18 protein-coding genes are annotated in these 19,351 nt (G+C 71.1%); 11 read left to right on the top strand and 7 right to left on the bottom strand.

Features of this window, described 5'->3' with window-relative positions; all coding sequences use genetic code 11:
* Positions 1-232: 232 nt before the first annotated feature.
* From uvrC to tpiA, 8 genes are all read left to right on the top strand, one after another.
* Positions 233-2,287 carry an excinuclease ABC subunit UvrC gene (uvrC, locus tag IU476_RS35135; RefSeq protein ID WP_195106661.1) on the top strand — a complete coding sequence of 685 codons (2,055 nt, stop codon included), beginning with the start codon at positions 233-235 and terminating at the stop codon, positions 2,285-2,287.
* Between the two features lie 93 nt (positions 2,288-2,380).
* Complete coding sequence (gene rapZ, locus IU476_RS35130; protein ID WP_195106660.1) at positions 2,381-3,367, top strand: RNase adapter RapZ; 987 nt, start codon at positions 2,381-2,383, stop codon at positions 3,365-3,367.
* Entirely contained in the window at positions 3,364-4,434 is a 1,071-nt protein-coding gene (locus IU476_RS35125) for a gluconeogenesis factor YvcK family protein (RefSeq protein WP_195106659.1), read from the top strand. The genes rapZ and IU476_RS35125 overlap by 4 nt, the downstream gene beginning before the upstream one ends.
* Positions 4,425-5,408, top strand: coding sequence for a DNA-binding protein WhiA (gene whiA / locus IU476_RS35120; protein ID WP_195106658.1), 984 nt, complete (start codon positions 4,425-4,427; stop codon positions 5,406-5,408). The genes IU476_RS35125 and whiA overlap by 10 nt, the downstream gene beginning before the upstream one ends.
* Positions 5,409-5,529: 121 nt before the next feature.
* The gene (locus IU476_RS35115; RefSeq protein ID WP_195106657.1) at positions 5,530-5,859 is read left to right on the top strand and encodes a DUF427 domain-containing protein; all 330 of its coding nucleotides are present in this window, start codon (positions 5,530-5,532) and stop codon (positions 5,857-5,859) included.
* A gap of 319 nt (positions 5,860-6,178) precedes the next feature.
* On the top strand, positions 6,179-7,198 hold the full coding sequence (gene gap / locus IU476_RS35110; RefSeq protein ID WP_195106656.1) for a type I glyceraldehyde-3-phosphate dehydrogenase: 1,020 nt from the start codon (positions 6,179-6,181) through the stop codon (positions 7,196-7,198).
* Between the two features lie 4 nt (positions 7,199-7,202).
* Entirely contained in the window at positions 7,203-8,432 is a 1,230-nt protein-coding gene (locus IU476_RS35105; RefSeq protein ID WP_195106655.1) for a phosphoglycerate kinase, read from the top strand.
* Positions 8,432-9,217, top strand: coding sequence for a triose-phosphate isomerase (gene tpiA, locus IU476_RS35100; protein ID WP_195106654.1), 786 nt, complete (start codon positions 8,432-8,434; stop codon positions 9,215-9,217). Before IU476_RS35105 ends, tpiA begins: the two co-directional genes overlap by 1 nt.
* Before the next feature lie 68 nt (positions 9,218-9,285).
* On the opposite strand, the gene IU476_RS35095 is transcribed toward tpiA, so the two are convergent.
* Entirely contained in the window at positions 9,286-10,098 is an 813-nt protein-coding gene (locus IU476_RS35095; RefSeq protein ID WP_324194577.1) for an SAM-dependent methyltransferase, read from the bottom strand.
* A gap of 90 nt (positions 10,099-10,188) precedes the next feature.
* Between IU476_RS35095 and IU476_RS35090 the strand changes: the two genes are divergently transcribed.
* Entirely contained in the window at positions 10,189-11,367 is a 1,179-nt protein-coding gene (locus IU476_RS35090; RefSeq protein ID WP_195106652.1) for a cytochrome P450, read from the top strand.
* A 6-nt stretch (positions 11,368-11,373) separates the two neighbouring features.
* Here the strand turns inward: IU476_RS35090 and IU476_RS35085 are convergent, their stop codons facing one another.
* Positions 11,374-13,806, bottom strand: a complete 2,433-nt coding sequence (locus IU476_RS35085) for a transketolase C-terminal domain-containing protein (RefSeq protein WP_438944103.1) — start codon at positions 13,804-13,806, stop codon at positions 11,374-11,376.
* 20 nt (positions 13,807-13,826) lie between these two features.
* Positions 13,827-14,606: an META domain-containing protein gene (locus IU476_RS35080; RefSeq protein ID WP_195106651.1), complete on the bottom strand. Its 780-nt coding sequence runs from the start codon at positions 14,604-14,606 to the stop codon at positions 13,827-13,829.
* A 153-nt stretch (positions 14,607-14,759) separates the two neighbouring features.
* Here IU476_RS35080 and secG point away from each other — a divergent pair, with 153 nt between their 5' ends.
* Positions 14,760-14,993 carry a preprotein translocase subunit SecG gene (gene secG / locus IU476_RS35075; protein WP_195106650.1) on the top strand — a complete coding sequence of 78 codons (234 nt, stop codon included), beginning with the start codon at positions 14,760-14,762 and terminating at the stop codon, positions 14,991-14,993.
* On the opposite strand, the gene IU476_RS35070 is transcribed toward secG, so the two are convergent.
* Positions 14,980-16,098, bottom strand: coding sequence for a YbfB/YjiJ family MFS transporter (locus IU476_RS35070; protein ID WP_195106649.1), 1,119 nt, complete (start codon positions 16,096-16,098; stop codon positions 14,980-14,982). The two genes, secG and IU476_RS35070, sit on opposite strands and share 14 nt — an antisense overlap.
* A 66-nt stretch (positions 16,099-16,164) precedes the next feature.
* Here IU476_RS35070 and IU476_RS35065 point away from each other — a divergent pair, with 66 nt between their 5' ends.
* Positions 16,165-16,998, top strand: a complete 834-nt coding sequence (locus tag IU476_RS35065) for a LysR family transcriptional regulator (RefSeq protein WP_195106648.1) — start codon at positions 16,165-16,167, stop codon at positions 16,996-16,998.
* Between the two features lie 78 nt (positions 16,999-17,076).
* Here IU476_RS35065 and IU476_RS35060 read toward each other — a convergent pair whose 3' ends face one another.
* The 3 genes from IU476_RS35060 to IU476_RS35050 form a co-directional block, all read right to left on the bottom strand.
* Positions 17,077-17,325, bottom strand: coding sequence for a S1 RNA-binding domain-containing protein (locus IU476_RS35060; RefSeq protein WP_195106647.1), 249 nt, complete (start codon positions 17,323-17,325; stop codon positions 17,077-17,079).
* 167 nt (positions 17,326-17,492) lie between these two features.
* Positions 17,493-18,407, bottom strand: a complete 915-nt coding sequence (locus IU476_RS35055) for an alpha/beta fold hydrolase (RefSeq protein ID WP_195106646.1) — start codon at positions 18,405-18,407, stop codon at positions 17,493-17,495.
* Between the two features lie 96 nt (positions 18,408-18,503).
* Positions 18,504-19,343 carry an SDR family NAD(P)-dependent oxidoreductase gene (locus IU476_RS35050; protein WP_195106645.1) on the bottom strand — a complete coding sequence of 280 codons (840 nt, stop codon included), beginning with the start codon at positions 19,341-19,343 and terminating at the stop codon, positions 18,504-18,506.
* Positions 19,344-19,351 lie beyond the last annotated feature (8 nt).

The raw sequence follows: 19,351 nt of genomic DNA, 5'->3' as shown, positions 1-19,351 counted from the left end.
TCCCACTGCTTGTCCGTCAGCACCTGGTACCGATCACCGGTCAGTGTCGCCACGGCGACCATAATGCATGACCGGCCCGCTGTTCGGGCTGGTCATGCAAAATCTATTGGGAGACAGGCCCTAGCGCCGGGACGGGTCTTCCCGGCCGGACGCGCCGACACCCGCGGGACCGTCCGCGGGTGTCGGGCCGGACCGTCCCGGAGCTGTCGGGGCCGGTCGATACGCTTGTCGGGTGGCAGATCCAGCGACGTACCGGCCGGCGCCGGGCACCATCCCCCTCGAACCGGGCGTCTACAAATTCCGGGACGGGTACGGGCAGGTCATCTACGTCGGCAAGGCCAAGAGCCTGCGCAATCGGCTGAACTCCTACTTCGCCGACATCGCCGCGCTGCACCCGCGCACCCGCCAGATGGTCACCACCGCCGCGAGCGTCGAGTGGACGGTGGTCACCACCGAGGTGGAAGCGCTACAGCTGGAATACAACTGGATCAAGGAGTTCGATCCGCGGTTCAACGTCCGCTACCGCGACGACAAGACCTACCCCATGCTCGCGGTGAGCATGAACGAGGAATACCCGCGGGTGTTCGTCTACCGGGGCGCGCGCAAGAAGGGCGTCCGATACTTCGGCCCCTACGCGCACGCGTGGGCCATCCGCGAGACGGTGGACCTGCTGCTGCGGGTATTCCCCGTGCGCACCTGCTCGGCGGGAGTGTTCAAGCGCCACCGGCAGATCGGCCGCCCGTGCCTGCTCGGCTACATCGACAAGTGCTCCGCGCCGTGCGTCTCCCGGGTCAGCGCCGAGGAACACCGCCGCATCGCCGAGGACTTCTGCGACTTCCTGTCCGGAAAGACCGACCGCATGGTGCGTGAGCTGAAACGTCAAATGCAAACCGCCGCAGCCGATCTCGACTTCGAGACGGCCGCCCGCCTGCGCGACGACGTGCAGGCGCTGGAGCGCGCGCTGGAGAAGCAGGCGGTGGTGCTGGGCACCGGCACCGACGCCGACGTGATCGCCTTCGCCACCGACGAACTCGAGGCCGCCGTCCAGGTCTTCCACGTGCGCGACGGCCGGGTGCGCGGCCAGCGCGGCTGGGTGGTCGACAAATCCGGCGACGCGATCGACGACGTCGAGGCCGGCGGTGAACTGCCCGCCCTGGTCGAGCAGTTCCTCACCCAGTTCTACGGGGAACAGGCCGCCTTCGCCGAGCACACCGACACCGAGACCCCGGCCACGGTGGTGCCGCGCGAGGTGCTGGTGCCCACCCTGCCCGGCGACCTCGAGCAGATCCAGGGCTGGCTGGCCGACCTGCGCGGCGCGGGGGTGCAGCTGCGGGTGCCCCAGCGCGGCGACAAGAAGGCCCTGATGGAGACCGTGCAGCGCAACGCCGCCGAGGCGCTGGCCCAGCACAAGCTCAAGCGCGCCGGCGACCTGACGGCGAGATCGGCCGCGCTGCAAGGCATTCAGGACGCCCTGGATCTCGACAGCGCCCCGCTGCGCATCGAGTGCGTCGACATCAGTCACGTGCAGGGCACCGATGTGGTGGCCTCGCTGGTGGTGTTCGAGGACGGGCTGCCGCGCAAGTCCGAGTACCGCCACTACGCCATCAAGGAGGCCGCGGGCGGGGGCCGCTCCGACGACGTCGCCAGCATCGCCGAGGTGACCAGGCGGCGGTTCTATCGGCTGCGCCGCGACCTCGAGGAGATGGAGGCCGCCGACCTGCGGTCCGGTCCGGTGCCCGCCGACAGCGTTGCCCCGCTCGTCGACGCGGCCGACGACGCCGAGCCGAACATCCCGCCCGGTATCGACCCGAAGACGGGCAAGCCGCGCAAGTTCTCCTACCCGCCGAACCTCTACGTCGTCGACGGCGGCGCGCCCCAGGTGAACGCGGCCGCGGAGGTGCTCGACGAACTCGGCATCACCGACGTCGCGGTCATCGGGCTGGCCAAACGCCTCGAGGAGGTGTGGGTGCCGAACGAGCCCGACCCGGTCATCATGCCGCGCACCAGCGAGTCGCTGTACCTGCTGCAACGCGTCCGCGACGAGGCGCACCGCTTCGCGATCACCTTCCACCGCAGCAAGCGCTCGCGGCGGATGACCGCGTCCGCGCTGGACTCGGTGCGCGGGCTCGGCGCGTCCCGGCGCACCGCGCTGGTGACGCACTTCGGATCCGTCGCCCGATTGAAGGAAGCTACGGTAGAGGAGATCACGGAGGTCCCGGGTATCGGGGTGGCCACGGCGAAGGCCGTGCTCGCGGCCCTGAACGCGAGCGAGGCGAACGGCGGATGACGTCACGACTCGGTTTCCTGCCGCGTGTCGGACGCCGCGCCCGGGCGCAGGACAGGAAGATCGCATGACAGGCAGACACGGATCCGGTAGGACATGACCAGCGTCGAATCGAACAGCAGCGCGGCGACCTCGTCGCCGGCCCCCGCGCGCCCGCAGTCCGGCAGTGCCGAGGCGCAACCGGGCGCGGCCGGCCACGGCGGGCGTGTCGAGGTCGTGATCGTCACCGGCCTGTCCGGCGCGGGCCGCGGCACGGCCGCGCGCGTGCTCGAGGACCTCGGCTGGTACGTCGCCGACAATCTGCCCCCGGAGCTGATCGGCCGGATGGTCGAGCTGGGCGCCTCGGCCGACCCGCCGATCCGCAAGCTGGCGCTGGTGATGGACGTGCGCAGCCGCTTCTTCACCGGCGATCTGTCCGGGGTCACCGAGCAGCTGCGCGGCGCGGGCGTTCGCACCCGGGTGCTGTTCCTGGAAGCCTCCGACGACGTGCTGATCCGCCGCTTCGGCTTCGCCCGCCGCCGCCACCCGCTGCAGAACGAGAGCGCCGACGGCACCCTCACCGCGGGCATCGCCGCCGAACGCGCCCGCCTGTCCAAGGTCAAGACCGCGGCCGACCTGGTCATCGACACCACCGCGCTCTCGGTCCACCAATTGCACCGCCGGCTCGAGGAGGCCTACGGCGGCGGGGCGCCCGCCGCGCTGCAGATCGCAATCCAATCGTTCGGTTTCAAGTACGGAGTACCGCTGGACGCCGACATGGTGTTTGATTTGCGTTTCCTACCCAATCCGCATTGGGTACCGGAACTACGCGAACACACTGGACAGGACGCGGTGGTCAGCGAGTACGTGTTGTCCCGCCCGGGCGCCGAGGACTACCTGCGGACCTGTTGCCACCTGATCGATCTGACGACCAACGGGTACCGCCAAGAGGGGAAGCGTTACATGACCGTGGCAGTGGGCTGCACCGGCGGAAAGCACCGCAGCGTGGCGATAGCGGAGGCACTGGGCGAGCTACTCCGGGACAGAGAACCCGATCGCAACGACGTCGTGCGCGTGGTCCATCGGGATCTGGGGCGCGAATGACCGACAGCGACCCCGACGCGGCCGGCAGCCGCGAATCCGAGCCTGCCGTCGTCGCGCTCGGCGGTGGCCACGGCCTGTACGCCACCCTCACCGCGGTCCGCCGGCTGACCCGCACGGTCACCGCGGTGGTCACCGTCGCCGACGACGGCGGCTCCTCCGGGCGGCTGCGCGCCGAACTCGGCATGCTGCCGCCGGGCGATCTGCGCATGGCGCTGGCGGCGCTCGCCGAGGACACCGACGGCCTGTGGGCGCGCACCGTGCAGCACCGCTTCGGCGGCACCGGCGCACTCGCGGGGCATTCGGTGGGCAACCTGATCGTGGCCGGCCTGACCGAGGTGCTGGGCGACCCGGTCGCGGCGCTGGACGAGGTGGGCCGCATCCTGCGGGCTACCGGCCGGGTGCTGCCGATGTCGCCCACCGCGCTGACCATCGAGGCCGACGTCTCGGGCCTGGAGGCCGACCCGCGCGTCAGCCGCTGCATCCGCGGCCAGGTCGCGGTGGCGACCACGCCGGGCAAGGTGCGCCGGGTCCGGCTGATCCCGTCCGATCCGCCGGCCAGCCCCGAGGCCACCTCGGCCATCGAGCACGCCGATGTCGTGGTGCTCGGTCCCGGATCCTGGTTCACCAGCGTGATTCCGCACGTCCTGGTGCCCGACCTGCGCGAGGCGCTGGTCCACACCAGGGCGCGAAAAGTGCTGGTGCTCAACCTCGCTGCCGAACCCGGCGAGACGGCCGGATTCTCCGCCGAACGGCACCTGCATGTATTGTCCCAGCACGCACCGGATTTCGCGGTCGACCAGGTGGTGGTGGATTCGGGCTCCGTACCGGAGGGCCGGGAACGCGAACATGTGGCAAGAGCCGCCGAACAGCTGCGTGCACGAGTAACCTTCGCTGATGTCGCCGAGGCGGGGACGGACCGGCACCACCCTGGAAAGCTTGCCGCCGCACTGGATCAGGTGATCGGGCAACCTCGGCCGGAATCAGCAGGGCTTCGAGTCGAAGGACGGCACATGGGCCAGCAGGTGCGGTCCGCGTTGGGTGGAAAGGAGCGGGTCTCGTGGCGATGACAGCCGAGGTCAAGGACGAGCTTAGCCGTCTGTCGGTCTCGCAGGTGAGTTCACGCAAGGCGGAACTGTCGGCGCTACTCCGGTTCGCCGGCGGCCTGCACATCGTCGGCGGCAGAGTGATCGTCGAGGCCGAGGTGGACATGGGTTCCATCGCGCGCCGGCTGCGCCGGGAGATCTTCGAGCTGTACGGCTACGGCTCCGATGTGCACGTCCTGGGCGCCGGGGGTCTGCGCAAGACCTCCCGGTACGTGGTGCGGGTGTCGAAGGAGGGCGAGGCGCTGGCCCGGCAGACCGGTCTACTCGACGTGCGCGGCCGCCCGGTGCGCGGGCTACCGGCTCAGGTGGTCGGCGGCAGCATCGGCGACGCGGAGGCCGCCTGGCGCGGCGCGTTTCTGGCGCACGGTTCGCTCACCGAGCCCGGCCGCTCGTCGGCGCTCGAGGTCAGCTGCCCGGGGCCCGAGGCGGCGCTGGCGCTGGTCGGCGCGGCGCGGCGAATGGGCATCTCGGCCAAGGCCCGCGAGGTCCGCGGCACCGACCGGGTGGTGGTGCGCGACGGCGAGGCCATCGGCGCGCTGCTCACCCGCATGGGCGCGCAGGACACCCGGCTCACCTGGGAAGAGCGCCGGATGCGCCGGGAGGTCCGGGCCACGGCCAACCGCCTGGCCAACTTCGACGACGCCAACCTGCGCCGCTCGGCCCGCGCGGCGGTGGCCGCGGCGGCCCGGGTGGAGCGTGCCCTGGAGATCCTCGGCGACGACGTGCCCGACCACTTGGCCGCGGCGGGCCGGCTGCGCGTGCAGCACCGCCAGGCCTCGCTCGAGGAACTGGGCCAGCTCGCCGACCCGCCGATGACGAAAGACGCTGTGGCGGGCCGCATTCGACGGCTGCTCTCGATGGCCGACCGGCGCGCCAAGGAGTTGGGCATCCCCGACACGGAGTCGGCGGTCACCGCGGAACTACTCGAAGACGCGTGAGCGGCGCGGGCCGGCCGGCGGTCGGCCCGCACCCCGCGCGCCCGGGAAGAAATCGGCCCGCCGGTGACGCTGTACCGGGGGAGCGCGGCTTTCGCGCAGTCCCCGACAGAAGGGCACGACCGTGACCGTAGGACATCGCATCACCGTCGAACAGGGCACCGAGCACGTGCGCGTGGTGCACGACGGCACGGTGCTCGCGGAGAGCACCCGCCCGCTCGTGCTGCGCGAGACCGGTTGTCCCGTGCGCTATTACATCCCGCCCGAGGACGTCCGCACCGATCTGCTCACCGCGTCGGCCACCACCTCGTTCTGCCCGTTCAAGGGCACCGCCGCGTACTGGTCGGTACCCGATGCGGCGGACCTGGTGTGGGCGTATCCCGAACCCAAGGACGACGTGGCGGGCATCAAGGACCACTTCTGCTTCTACGAGACCGAGGTGGTCGCGGGCTGAGGGCCCGATCGGCGGAAATCCGCCACGCTGTTCCGTCGCTCCCCAGCGATGGGAAATCGGCCGGTCGGAATGCGGGTTCGTCGCCGGCCACCCGCGGCGCGCGGCGCGCATTCCGCGGAATTCCTGGTGAGCGCGTCGGCGCCGGCCTGTGTAAGCGGCGTGCGTGCGGGTAGCTCGCCGGAGTTGTCGTCCCGCCGGTAGTGTTTCCGCCTCTGACCCTCAGGTTCACCGTGACCAGGGGCGTGACAGGGGCGTCGGCCGCGGGCATTAGGGTGGATCTGCAACGGAACGAATCCGCTGAGAGCTGAGGAGCGATAACGTGACTGTCCGGGTAGGCATCAACGGCTTCGGCCGCATCGGTCGGAACTTCTTCAGGGCGGTCGAAGCGCAGAAGGCGCTCGGCACCACGGATATCGAGATCGTCGCGGTCAACGACCTCACCGACAATGCCACGCTGGCGACGCTGCTGAAGTACGACTCCATCCTGGGCCGCCTGCCGCAGGACGTCTCGCTCGACGGCGACGACACCATCGTGGTCGGCGACCAGCGCATCAAGGCGCTGGCCATCAAGGAGGGCCCGTCGGCCCTGCCGTGGGGCGACCTGGGCGTCGACGTGGTCGTCGAGTCGACCGGCATCTTCACCGACGCCACCAAGGCCAAGGGCCACCTGGCCGCCGGTGCCAAGAAGGTCATCATCTCCGCGCCCGCCAAGGGCGAGGACCTCACCGTGGTGATGGGCGTCAACGACGACAAGTACGACGGCAGCCAGAACATCATCTCCAACGCCTCCTGCACCACCAACTGCCTGGGCCCGCTGGCCAAGGTCCTCAACGACGAGTTCGGCATCGTCAAGGGCCTGATGACCACCATCCACGCCTACACCCAGGACCAGAACCTGCAGGACGGCCCGCACAAGGACCTGCGCCGCGCCCGCGCCGCCGCCCTGAACATCGTGCCCACCAGCACCGGTGCGGCCAAGGCCATCGGCCTGGTGCTGCCCGAGCTGAACGGCAAGCTCGACGGCTACTCGCTGCGCGTCCCGATCCCCACCGGCTCGATCACCGACCTGACCGCCGACCTGGCCAAGAAGGCGTCCGTCGAGGAGATCAACGCCGCGTTCAAGGCCGCCGCGGAGGGCCCGCTGAAGGGCATCCTGAAGTACAGCGTCGACCCGATCGTCTCCAGCGACATCGTGACCGACCCGCACTCGTCGATCTTCGACGCGCCGCTCACCAAGATCATCGACGACCAGGTCAAGGTCTACTCCTGGTACGACAACGAGTGGGGCTACTCCAACCGCCTGGCCGACCTGATCGGCCTCGTCGGCAAGTCGCTGTAACGCTATGGCAGTCAAGACACTCCAGGATCTGCTGAACGAGGGTGTCGAGGGTCGGGGCGTGCTGGTGCGCTCCGACCTGAACGTCCCCCTCGACAACGGGACCATCACCGACCCGGGCCGCATCGTCGCGTCGGTGCCGACCATCAAGACGCTGGCCGAGGCCGGCGCCAAGGTCGTCGTCACCGCGCACCTGGGCCGCCCGAAGGGCGAGCCGGACCCGAAGCTCTCGCTGGCCCCCGTGGCGGCGAAGCTGGCCGAGGAGCTGGGCCGCAACGTCCAGCTCGCCGGCGACGTGGTCGGCCAGGACGCGCTCGCGCGCTCCGAGGGCCTCACCGACGGCGACGTGCTGCTGCTGGAGAACATCCGCTTCGACCCGCGCGAGACCAGCAAGGACGACGCCCAGCGCGGCAAGCTGGCGCGCGCGCTGGTCGAGCTGGTCGGCGACGACGGCGCGTTCGTCTCCGACGGTTTCGGCGTGGTGCACCGCAAGCAGGCCTCGGTCTACGACGTCGCCCAGCTGCTCCCGCACTACGCGGGCACGCTGGTGGCCGCCGAGGTCGAGGTGCTGCAGAAGCTGACCACCGAGCCGGAGCGGCCGTACGCGGTGGTGCTGGGCGGGTCGAAGGTCTCGGACAAGCTGGCCGTCATCGAGGCATTGGCCCCGAAGGTCGACACCCTGGTCATCGGCGGCGGCATGTGCTTCACCTTCCTTGCGGCACAGGGCCTTTCGGTGGGCACCTCGCTGTTGCAGGAGGAGATGGTGGACACCTGCAAGGACCTGCTGGACCGGTTCGCCGACGTCATCCACCTGCCCGTCGACATCGTGGTGGCCGACAAGTTCGCCGCCGACGCGGAGTCGAAGACGGTGCCCGCCCACGAGATTCCCGACGGCTGGATGGGCCTGGACGTGGGCGCGGAGTCGGCCAAGCGCTTCGCGGCGCTGCTGACCGAGGCGAAGACGGTGTTCTGGAACGGCCCGATGGGTGTGTTCGAGTTCGAGAACTTCGCCGCCGGCACCCGCGGTGTCGCCGAGGCGATCGTCACGGCCACCGGCAAGGGCGCGTTCACGGTGGTCGGCGGCGGCGACTCGGCCGCGGCCGTGCGCACGCTGGGGCTGCCCGAGGACGGTTTCTCGCACATCTCCACCGGCGGCGGCGCGTCGCTGGAATACCTGGAGGGCAAGGAACTTCCCGGTATCAGCGTCTTGGAAGACACAGCTCGGGAGTCCGAATAATGGCACGTAAGCCCCTGATCGCGGGCAACTGGAAGATGAACCTCAATCACCTCGAGGCCATCGCCCTGGTGCAGAAGATCGCGTTCGCGCTGCCGGACAAGTACTTCGCCAAGGTCGACGTCACGGTGCTCCCGCCGTTCACCGACATCCGCAGCGTGCAGACGCTGGTGGAGGGTGACCGGCTGCTGATCACCTTCGGCGCGCAGGACGTGTCCACCCACGACTCGGGCGCCTACACCGGCGAGATCAGCGCTCCCATGCTGGCCAAGCTGGGGTGCACCTACGTCGTGGTGGGCCACTCCGAGCGGCGGCAGTACCACACCGAGGACGACGCCACCGTCGCCGCCAAGGCCAAGAAGGTGCTCGACAACGGGATGACCCCGATCGTCTGCATCGGTGAGGGCCTGGGCGTCCGCGAGGCGCAGACGCACGTCCAGTACAACCTGGAGCAGCTGCGCGGTTCGCTGAAAGGCCTGTCGGCGGAGGAGATCTCGAAGGTCGTCATCGCCTACGAGCCGGTGTGGGCCATCGGCACCGGCCGGGTCGCCACGCCCGCCGACGCCCAGGAGGTGTGCGGCGCGCTGCGCGCGGAGCTGGCGCAGCTGGCCGATCCGGCCATCGCCGCCACGGTCCGCGTGCTCTACGGCGGTTCGGTGAACGCCAAGAACGTCGGCGAGCTGATCGCGCAGACCGACGTCGACGGCGCCCTGGTCGGCGGCGCGTCGCTCAAGGGCGACGAGTTCGCCACCCTCTCGGCCATCGCCGCGGGCGGCCCCCTGCCGTAAACCCCTGCGGCACAGCGCACTTCGGCCCGGCCCTGCTTAGGCAGCGCCGGGCCGAAGCCGTTCCGTCGTTACGGGATCCGGGCTACCGCGCCGAGCATGGAGACCGCTTCGGGGCGGGGGTGGGCGCGCCAGCCCTCCGGCCGCCACGACATGACCGAGCCGATGCCGGGCGGCACCACCTCGAGGCCGGTGAAGAACCGGCTGAACTCGGCGGTGGAGCGGAGGCGGAACGGAATTCCGCTGCGGCGGTTGGCCTCGTCGCTCTGGGCGAGGTCCTCGGCGGTGAGGTGGTCGCTGGTGGCGTGGGTCATCACGAGGTAGCTGCCCGAGGGTAAGGCCTCGCGTAATCGCCGCACCACCTCGTAGGGCCGGTCGTCGTCGGTGAGGAAATGCATCACGGCGACCAGCATCAGCGCCACGGGGCGGGACAGGTCCAGGGTGTCGAGCAGGTCGGGGTGGGAGAGGAGGCGGTCGGGCTCGCGGACGTCGGCCTGGAGGTAGGCGGTGCGGCCCTCGGGCCGGCGGTCGAGCAGCGTGCGGGCGTGGATCAGCACGATCGGGTCGTTGTCCACGTAGACGATGCGCGATTCGGGCGCGATGTCCTGGGCGATCTCGTGCACGTTGCCGGCGGTCGGCAGCCCGGCTCCCAGGTCGAGGAACTGCCGGATCCCGGCCTCGGCGGTCAGGTAGGTGACCGCCCGCCGCAGAAAGGCGCGGTTCTCCAGCGCGGAGAACTGGACGCTGGGGAAGGCCTCGGCCACGGCCTCCGCGGACTCGCGGTCGGCCTCGAAATTGTCCTTGCCGCCCAGCCAGTAGTCGTACCGGCGGGCCGGGTGCGGCTTGGTGACATCGATGCCGGGAGGCGCCTGCTCGGAGTCCACGCCACCCTCCTTCCTCTCGACTACTGTGATCATGTCAGCTCGCAGTGGGAGAACCGGTAGCGCCCCTGGCCGCGCCGCGGAAGGCTTGCCATGTCAGTGCAGTACAGCCCCTATGATTTCGCCGTTCACGCCGACCCGTACCCGTACTACGCGCGGCTGCGCACCGAGGCGCCGGTCTACCGGAACGAGACCGACGACTTCTGGGCGCTGTCGCGGCACGCCGATGTGCTTGCGGCGCTGCGGGATTCGCAGCGCTTCTCCAGCGCGAACGGGCTGCGCATGGAGCCGGCGTTCTGGGGCCCGCAGGCCAAGCAGTTCTTCTCGTTCGTGGCCATGGACCCGCCCGAGCACACCCGGGTGCGCGGTCTGGTGACGCGTGCGTTCACCCAGCGCCGGGTGCAGGCGCTGGAGCCCCGGTTGCGGGAGATCGCGCGGGGCATGCTGGAGCCGCTGCTCGACCGCGGCAGCTTCGACCTGATGGCCGACTTCGCCGGGCCGTACCCCACCGAGGTGATCTCGGAGCTGGTCGGCGTCCCGGCGGGCGACCGGGAGATGATCCGCAAGCTCGGCATGGAGATCATGTACACCGAGGAGGAGTCCACCGATCTGCGGCCGGAGGCGATGCAGGCGATCGGCGTGCTCGTCGGCTACTACACGGAGCTGACCGTCGAGCGGAGCCGGCAGCGCGGTGACGATCTGCTGTCCGGGCTGCTCGACGCGGCCGACGGCGACGACCGGCTCACCCCGGAGGAGATCGTCGGCATCCTGATCCTGCTGGTGGGCGCGGGCATCGAGACCGCCATGCTGACGCTGGGCAACCTCTGGCACGCCGCCTGGGAGCATCCCGCCCAGCGGGAGCAGGCGCTCGGCGGCCGCATCGGCGACTGGATCGCGGAGAGCATGCGCTACGACCCCGCCACCCAGTCCAATCTGCGCACCACCACCGAGGAGGTGGAGCTGCACGGCGTCCGCATCCCCGCCGGGTCGCGCATGCTGCTGATCAGCGGGGCCGCCAACCGGGACCCGGCGGGGTTCGCCGATCCGGACACCTTCGACCTGGACCGCGACACCGGGGCGTCGCTGGTGTTCGGCAGCGGCCGCCACCACTGCCTCGGCTCCAACCTGGGCCTGCTGGAGCTGCGCGTCGCGCTCGAGGAGATCGCCGGGCGCGTCCGCGACTACGACATCGACGCCGCCGGCGTGCGCCGCATCCACTCCTCGAACAACCGCGGCTTCGCCGCCCTGCCGACGACGGTCGTCGCTCGCTGAGCGGATTCAGCGGACCAGCTGCTCGGCGGCGGTCTCGATGGCCGACTCGTCGAGCAGCACCGTGGTCGCGGCCGGGCCGAGCGGGACAAAGCTGTTCGCGCTCGTGACCCGGGCGACGCGGCCGTCGAATCCGGCGTCGAGCAGTGCGGCGCAGACGGATTCGGAGACGCCGCCGCTGCGGCGGGTCTCGTCGGCGACGAGGACCCGTCCGGTCGCGCGGGCGTGGCGCAGCAGGTCGTCCTCGGGAAGCGGTGTGAGCCACCGCAAGTCGAGGACGCGGGCGTGAATTCCCTTGGCCGCCAACCGCTGTGCGGCACGCAGGCTCATCGGGACACCATTGGCGAAGGTGACGATGGTGAGATCGCCGCCGTCGCCGTAGGTTCGGGCCCGGCCGAGGTCGGCGGGTTCGCCGGTGACCGCCGCGAGCCAGCCGTCGTCGCCGGATTCGTACAGGTCGCGCGTGTGGTACAGCGCGATCGGCTCGAGGAACACGCACACGCGGCCGTCCACCCGCGCCGCGGACACGCAGGTGCGCAACATGGCCGCCGCGTCGTCGGCGCGGGCAGGAGAGGCGACCACCACGCCGGGGATGTCCCGCAGCGCCGCAACGGAATTGTCGTTGTGGAAGTGCCCGCCGAAGCCCTTCTGGTAGGCGTAGGCGGCGATGCGCACCACCAGCGGATTGCGGTACTGCCCGGTGGCGAAGAACTGCAATGTCGCGGCCTCGCCCCGGATCTGGTCCAGGGCATTGTGCACATAGGCGAGATACTGGATCTCCGGAATCGGCACGAACCCCGCCGTGCCCGCGCCCAGCGCCGTGCCGAGCACACTCTGCTCGTCGAGCAGTGTATCGAACACCCGCCGCGCCCCGAACGCCTTCTGCAGCCCCTTGGTCACCCCGTACACGCCGCCCTTGCGCCCGACGTCCTCCCCGAAGACCAGCACATCGTCATCCCGTTCCAGCAACGCGGCCAGCGTTCGAGTGATCGCCTGCGCCAGCGTGGCCGGGGGAGTGTCCGTCTCCGCGGTGGACGCCGCAGCGCCGGACGCGTTGCCCATGCCGTCCTCCGCCGCCGGTCCGGGCCGAGCGTCTCGAGTTCCGGGTCGCGCTGGCGGACCGCCGTCGTCGACCGCTGCGCTCGAGGGCGCGGCGGTGGTTGCCGGTGCCGCCGCGGTGTCGTCTTGTCGGTCGGGTGGTGACGAGAGCCCTTGGGCAGCAGCGGATTCCGTACGGTGGGCGGTGACCGCTCCGGATTCGGGCCGACCCTCCGGCAACGGTTCGGTGCGCAGGGCGTCGGCGCGGACGCGAGCGGGGTCGGCGGGAGCGAGGGGAGCGGTGACCGCGTCGGCGTCGGCGAGTTTCGGTGCGTGCGAGACTTCTTCGGCGATCGCGGCGACGCGAGCCCCGATGGCGTCGTACCGCGCGAGCACGTCCTCCGCGTCGGCGGCGCCGCTGGTGACCAGCAGGCGCGCGGTGGCCGCCAGGGGGTCGCGGGCGAGGTCGCCCGCGATGTCGGAGGCACGGCGGTATGCGGATTCGACGTCGGAACCGGCGTGGCCCAGCAGCCGCACCGTGCGCAGCCGCAGGAAGGCGGGCTCGCGATGCTCGCGCACCCAGTCGACCGCCTTAGCCGAAACCGACAGTGCCTGAAGCAGATTGCAGCCGTCGGCACTGAAATAGCGCATGCCGGGCCGGGATCCGTAGGCGTACTCGATCCACTCGGGCGGCGTCGGCACGCTCAGCCCGACGCCGTTGTCCTCGCACACGAACAGGATCGGCATCGGAATCCGCTGGTGCGCGGTGTGAATGGCGGAATTGATCGCTCCTGCGGCCGTGGAGTGGTTGGCCGAGGCGTCCCCGAAGCTGCACACGACCACGGCGTCGGCGGGCCATTCGGTGAACCGGCCGAGCCGGTCGGCGCGGTCCAGCGCGAACGCCAGGCCCACCGCGCGCGGCAGGTGGGAGGCGATGGTCGAGGTCATCGGGATCACCGCGGCGGGCTTGCTGCCGAAGACCTTGTGCCGCCCGCCCGAGATCGGGTCCGCGGCGGCCGCGGCCACCCCCAGTAGCACGTCGCTCACCGGGTCCGCGCCCGGCGTCTGCCGGCAGCGCTGCACGAAGAACGCGCCCGAACGGTAGTGCAGCAGTGCGGGATCCGAGACGCGCAGCGCGGCCGCCACCGCCACGTTCCCCTCGTGACCGGCCGAGCCGATGCTGTAGTAGCCGCGTCCCGCGGCCGTCAGGCGGCGCGCGGCGAGGTCGAGGTGGCGGCTGGTGGCCTGGGCGTCGAAGTACGCCAGGCAGTCGGCCGCCGTGTACGGGTAGCCGCGCCGCACGGGATCGTCCGGGGCACAGCGGGTTCCGGGTGTCGCCGTGGTGACCGCGACCCGGAACCGGCGGTCCAGGTCGGCCTCGCGTTCGTTGATCGCGTCTCCCAAGCTGCGTGGTGGTCCGGGGTTCACTGGGCGCGCAGGACCAGCCCGGTGTTGTTGCCCGCGTTGCGCAGGGTGAGGGTGTCGGCGTCGATCGTGGCGGTGGCCGTGCCGTCGAGCGCCTCCAGCACCTGTCGCTCGACCTCCATCGCCTCCGGCGGGCACGCCACCTTCGTGGTGGCGATCCGGAAGGTGACGTCGGCGCCCGCGATGTCGGCGCCGCCCGTCATCCGATTGCACCCGGCGGTGCCGGTGACCTGGCCGTCCGGGGCGATGGTGAGGCTCGGACGCGCGTCGTCGAGGGCCCGGGAACGGACCTGGCCCTCGGGTCGCAGCAGCGCGGTCACCGTCCACGCCGTGCCGGTCAGCGTCCGGTCCGGTTCGGCGACCTTCTTGTCCAGCAGGGTCACGGTGATGTCGTCGCCGGTCAGTGTCAGCGTGTCGTCGGTGAGCCGCCACTTCGGACCGGATTGCAGCAGCGCGGTCTGCCAGGCGTCCGCGCCCGACCGGTCGTCCGGGCAGGCCATCAGCGTGGTCGCCATCCCCGAGACCCGCAGCACGTCGCCGTCGAAGGACACCGGCCCGCTTCCGGTGTTGCAGCCGGAGGTCGCCGACACCCGGCCGTCGGCGAAACTCAGCCGCAGCGGCCCGCCGCCCGGAATGGGCGTGCCCTCCACCTTCGTGGACACGAAACTGCGCCCCATCGGCGTCGCCCCGCCTCCGGCGTCCTCACCTCCACCACCCCCGCAAGCGGCGACGATCCCGAGCACGGCCACCAACGGAACCAGACGCGCCATCGCCGACATGGCCGCGATCCTACCGGCGGCCCGCCGTTCCCCGCGGCAGCTCAGCCCACACGGCCAGCCCGGCAAGCTCCTCACCGGTGCGGGAGCGCCCGCGGTGACGGTCCGCGACGGCCTGTGCGGGGGCGGGCGCGGCGACAACATAAACTGTCCGGCATGCGCATGTTCCTGGATATCCTCCTGATCATCACCAGCATCCTGCTGGTGCTGCTGGTGCTGCTGCATCGCGCGAAGGGCGGAGGCCTGTCCAGCCTGTTCGGTGGTGGCGTGCAGTCGAGCCTGTCCGGTTCGACCGTCGTCGAGAAGAACCTCGACCGCATCACCATCTTCATCGGGATCGTCTGGATCATCTCCATCATCGGCATCGGCTTCGAGATCAAGTTCGCCTGACCGGCAGCAGCGCCGCCGCGGCGCCCGCGAGCACCGCGGCGGCGATCCCGAACGCCGCCGCGTAGCTCGACCCCAGCACCGGCGTCACCAGCACCGGACCCAGCATCTGCCCGAGCCCGTAGCCGGCCGTCAGCACGGCCGCCGCGGTGGGCCCCGCGAGATCACCGCCGATCTCCAGCGCCAGCATCGTGATTCCCATGAACGTCGCTCCGAACAGCGCCGCCGCCGCGACCGCCGCCGCCGTTCCCGTGGAGAAGGCCGGCAGCAGCGCCGACAGCACTTGCAGCGACAGCGCCGCGCCCAGCGCCGTCACCGGCGTCCAGCGCCGGGCGACGGCACCCCACAGCACCGTCGCCGGTGCGGCGCACACGCCGACCACCACCCAGACCGCGGTCCCCAGTGCCTGGTGGCCGGGCGTGCCGACGGCGGCCACCAGGAACGTCCCGACGACGATGTAGCCGAGACCCTCCAGGAAATAGGACACCAGCAGCGCCCGCCAGGCCCGCGGCGCCCGCACGGCCGTCGCCGCGGCCCGTGCGCCGGGCACGATGTCCAGTCGCAGTGCCGGGACCAGCAGCGCCGCCGTCAGCGCGGCCGCGCCCAGCCACATCAGCTGCCACGACACCAGCGGCCGCGCCGCCAGCGCCAGCACCCCGGTCAGTGCGATGCCGCAGCCGACGCCGGAGAACGCGATCCCCGCCGCGCGCCTGCGATTCTCGTGCCGCGCCGCGACCCCGGCACAGCCGATGAACACCACCGCGCTGGCCAGCCCGGCGAGACAGCGCAGCGCGATCGGCACCGCGGTCGGCGCGGGGCACGCCATCGCCGCCTCGCTGGCTACCAGTACCAGCGCGGCGGCTCGAAAGGTGTTGCGGCCGTTCCATTCCGGCCGGATCGACAGGAGTACCGCACCGGTCAGATAGCCCGCGTAGTTGGCGGCCGCGATCACCGCGCCCGCGTGCGGCCCGATCCGTCCGGCGTCGATCATCGCCGGCATGAGCGGGGTGTAGGCGAAACGGCCGATGCCCATGGCCGCCGCCAGTCCGGCGGCGGCGCGCAACGCCGGTGTCAGGCGCTGTCGCGACGGTGCTGCGATGGTCACCATCCCGACGGTAAGGCCCCTGATCGGTCCGGTGAAATGCTTTCTGCGCACCGAATATACGCTGAACGTATGGATCTGGAGCTGCGGCACCTGCGCGCCTTCGCCGCGCTGTGCGAGGAGCGGAGCTACACCCGCGCCGCGCAGCGGCTGCACTTGGCGCAACCGTCGCTGACCCGGACGATCCAGCAGCTGGAGCGGATCCTCGACTGCCGCCTGCTCGATCGCACGCCTCGGCGCTTCGAGCTGACCGCCGAGGGTACGGAGTTCCTGGCGCACGCCCGCCGCGTGCTCGCCGATCTCGACGCCGTCGTGGCCGACATGCGGCTGCGGTCGGCGGTGTCGGTGGGCTTCGCGTGGCTGCTGCCCGACGGCTGGTTCGCCGCCGCGCGGACACGTTTCGAGTCGGTCGGCGGGCACGTCGAGATCCATCGCGTCGACGACCCGATCGCCGCGCTCGCGGCCGGAACCATTGATATCGCCTTGTTCCGCAAGGACATCCGGCTGCCGAAGACCATGGCCGCGCGCACCATCGGCACCGAACGCCGGATGCTGGCGGTGGCCGCGTCGTCGCCGCTGGCGGGCGCGGCGGGCCTGCGCTGGCGGGAGCTGGCGCGGTATCCGTTGGTGGTCAACACCGTATCGGGCACCATCGACGAAACCTCATGGCCCGAACCGGATCCCGCCCGCGAGATCGTCACCTGCACCAACTTCGACGAATGGCTGGAGCTGGTGGCGGCCGGTCGCGGCATCGGCGGCGTGCCCGAGCTGGCGCGGACGCGGGCGCCGCATCCGGGGGTCGCCTACGTCGACGTGGCCGACGCGCCGCCGTCGCGGATCCACCTGATCTGGCGCACCACACCCGCGCCTTCGCGGTCGGTGCGGCGGTTTCTCGAAATCGCCTGACCGCCTTGAAATTCCGGGCGGCGCGGTAGGCTGCGCACGGGTGTGGGGCCGGCCGCATCCCGGCCCCACACCTGTCTGCTAGGCGTGCGCGAGGCTCACGCGGTGGCGCGTGTCGTCGACGTCGAGGATCCGGACGGCCAGCGTCGATCCGACCTGCGGATCGCCCTGCCATTCCGGCCTGCTCAGCAGCCCGTGGATGCCCGGCGCCAACTCGAGGAACGCGCCGAACGGCACGACCGACACGACGGGCGCGTCCAGCACCGTACCCCGGTCGTGGGCAGCGCGGAACGCCTGCCACTCCGATGGCGAAACCGATTCGTGGGACATGTATTTCACCTCCTCTCGCAGTCCCTGGAAAACGAACGGGATGCGAAGGAGGGCGGGCCCCGGGCCCGCGCCGCGCTCAACGCGCGGCCGGGAAACCATTCTGTGCGCGGCTTGCAGCCGACCCGGCAGTCACGCCGCCGAGATTAGCACGGGCACAGCGGTGGCGGTCAAGCGCGCGCGAAATCCCGGAAACGGCGGGCGATTCGGTCCGGGAACTCGCCGTTCACGGCGTGCGAGGCGGCGGGCCAGAGTTCGACCTGGGCGCCGGGGATCCGGCGGGCGGTGGCCGCCGCGCGCTCGGCGTCGTGCACGATGCTGCGCCCGGCGATGATCGCCAGCACCGGCACCGAGATCCCGAGCAGTTCCGCCTCGGTGGGCCGCGCGGGCATCGGCTGCGCCGCGTGGAAATCGCGCATCGCCGCGGCGATCAGCCGGCCCTTGGGCACCGAATCGTCGCTGCGAGCCCCGCCGGAGATCCAGCCGAGCAGCCGGTGCCGGATCGCCGCGGGCAGGCCCGGGATCACGCTGCCCAGCGAGACGACGATCATCTTCCAACTCAGGGGCGCAAAGGTATTCGCCGGATCGAGCAGCGTCACCGAGGCCACCCGCTCGGGCCGGTGAATGGCGACCTGGGTGGCCAGCCAGCCGCCGATGCTGACCCCCAGCAGATGGGCGCGGGCGATCCCGAGCCCGGCCAGCGCCTCCGACACCCAGGCCGCCTGGTCGGCCGCACCGGTCAGCGGCCGATGCTGGCTGCTCGCACCCGGTTCGCCGATGCTGTCCAGCGACCACACCGTGTGATCGGCGACCAGTCCGGGCAGGTTCGTCCGCCACATCGGCGTGGACGCCTGGCGGCCCGACAGCAGGACCACCGGGGTCCCGGCGCGGTCACCGAACCGATAGGCCCGCACGGGACCGAAAGCGGTTGGCACGGCGGCTGTTTCGTGCGGCTCGGGCAGAGTGTCCATGCCGTCGAGGTAGGCGTCGGCGAAGCGGTCGAACGCCTCCCGCGTCGCGAAGTAGCCGACCTTCTCGGTGGGCTTGCCGATATTCGGTTCGAGGAACAACTGGTCGGTCGCCATAGAGGTAGCGTAGCGGTAGCGGGCTCTCCACCGACTACGGCGCGACAGGTCTGCGCGGCCCGCCGCGACAGGCGAGGTGCGGCGGAGCCGGGTGGGCTAACCGGTGCGCGGCACCCGTCCGTCGATATCGGTGAATCCGTAGGCGTCGGCGAGATCGGCTACCCGCCAAGCCTTTCCGGTGCGGGCACGCCGGTCCGGATCACCGGCCAGGGCGACCACGGCGCGGCCCGGGAAGTGCGGGGTCTCCGCGTCGTTCAGGTCGAAGGTGCCCTCGCCGGGCAGCGTGATCAGGCGGCGGCCGTCGGCGTCGGCCGGAACCATTTGCAGCAGTTCGGTATTCACGATGCCCGGCCACAGCGAGACGGCGGTGACGCCGGTGTCGGCGAGCTCGTGCGCCATGTCGGCGGTGAGCCGGTCGACGGCCGCCTTGCCGACGCCGTACACGGCATTGTGGGTGTAGTGCTCGGCGCCCGGCGAGGAGATCGACACGATGAGCCCGTCGTTGGCGATGAGCAGCGGCGCGGCGAAATGGCTTGCGACGTAATGGGATCGCACGCCGATGTCGAACCCCTCGTCCCACGCCTCCGGCGGCACCTCCCAGAACGGCTTGCCCAGCCAGCGCGACGACGCGGGCGCGTTGTAGACGTTGTTCACCAGCACATCGAGGCGGCCGTGGTCGGCCTCGACCTTGGCGAACAGTTCCGCGACGGCGGCGTCGTCGCGGTGGTCGCACGCGAACGGCACGCCGTGGCCGCCGAGTTCGGTGATCCGGTCCGCGGTTTCGGTGACGGTGCCCGGCAGCCGGCCCGGCGTCGCCGAACGGCCGGTGACGTACACCGTCGCGCCCGCCGCACCCAGCTCCAGCGCGATGCCCTTGCCGATGCCGCGGCTGGCGCCGGTGACGACCGCGACCCGTCCGGTGAGTATTCCGTTCACGACTCCGG

It is taken from the genome of Nocardia blacklockiae, from assembly GCF_015477355.1.
Classification (GTDB): Bacteria; Actinomycetota; Actinomycetes; order Mycobacteriales; family Mycobacteriaceae; genus Nocardia; species Nocardia blacklockiae.
Note: the sequence above shows the minus strand (reverse complement) of the source record. Positions and strands in the feature narration are given on the sequence as shown.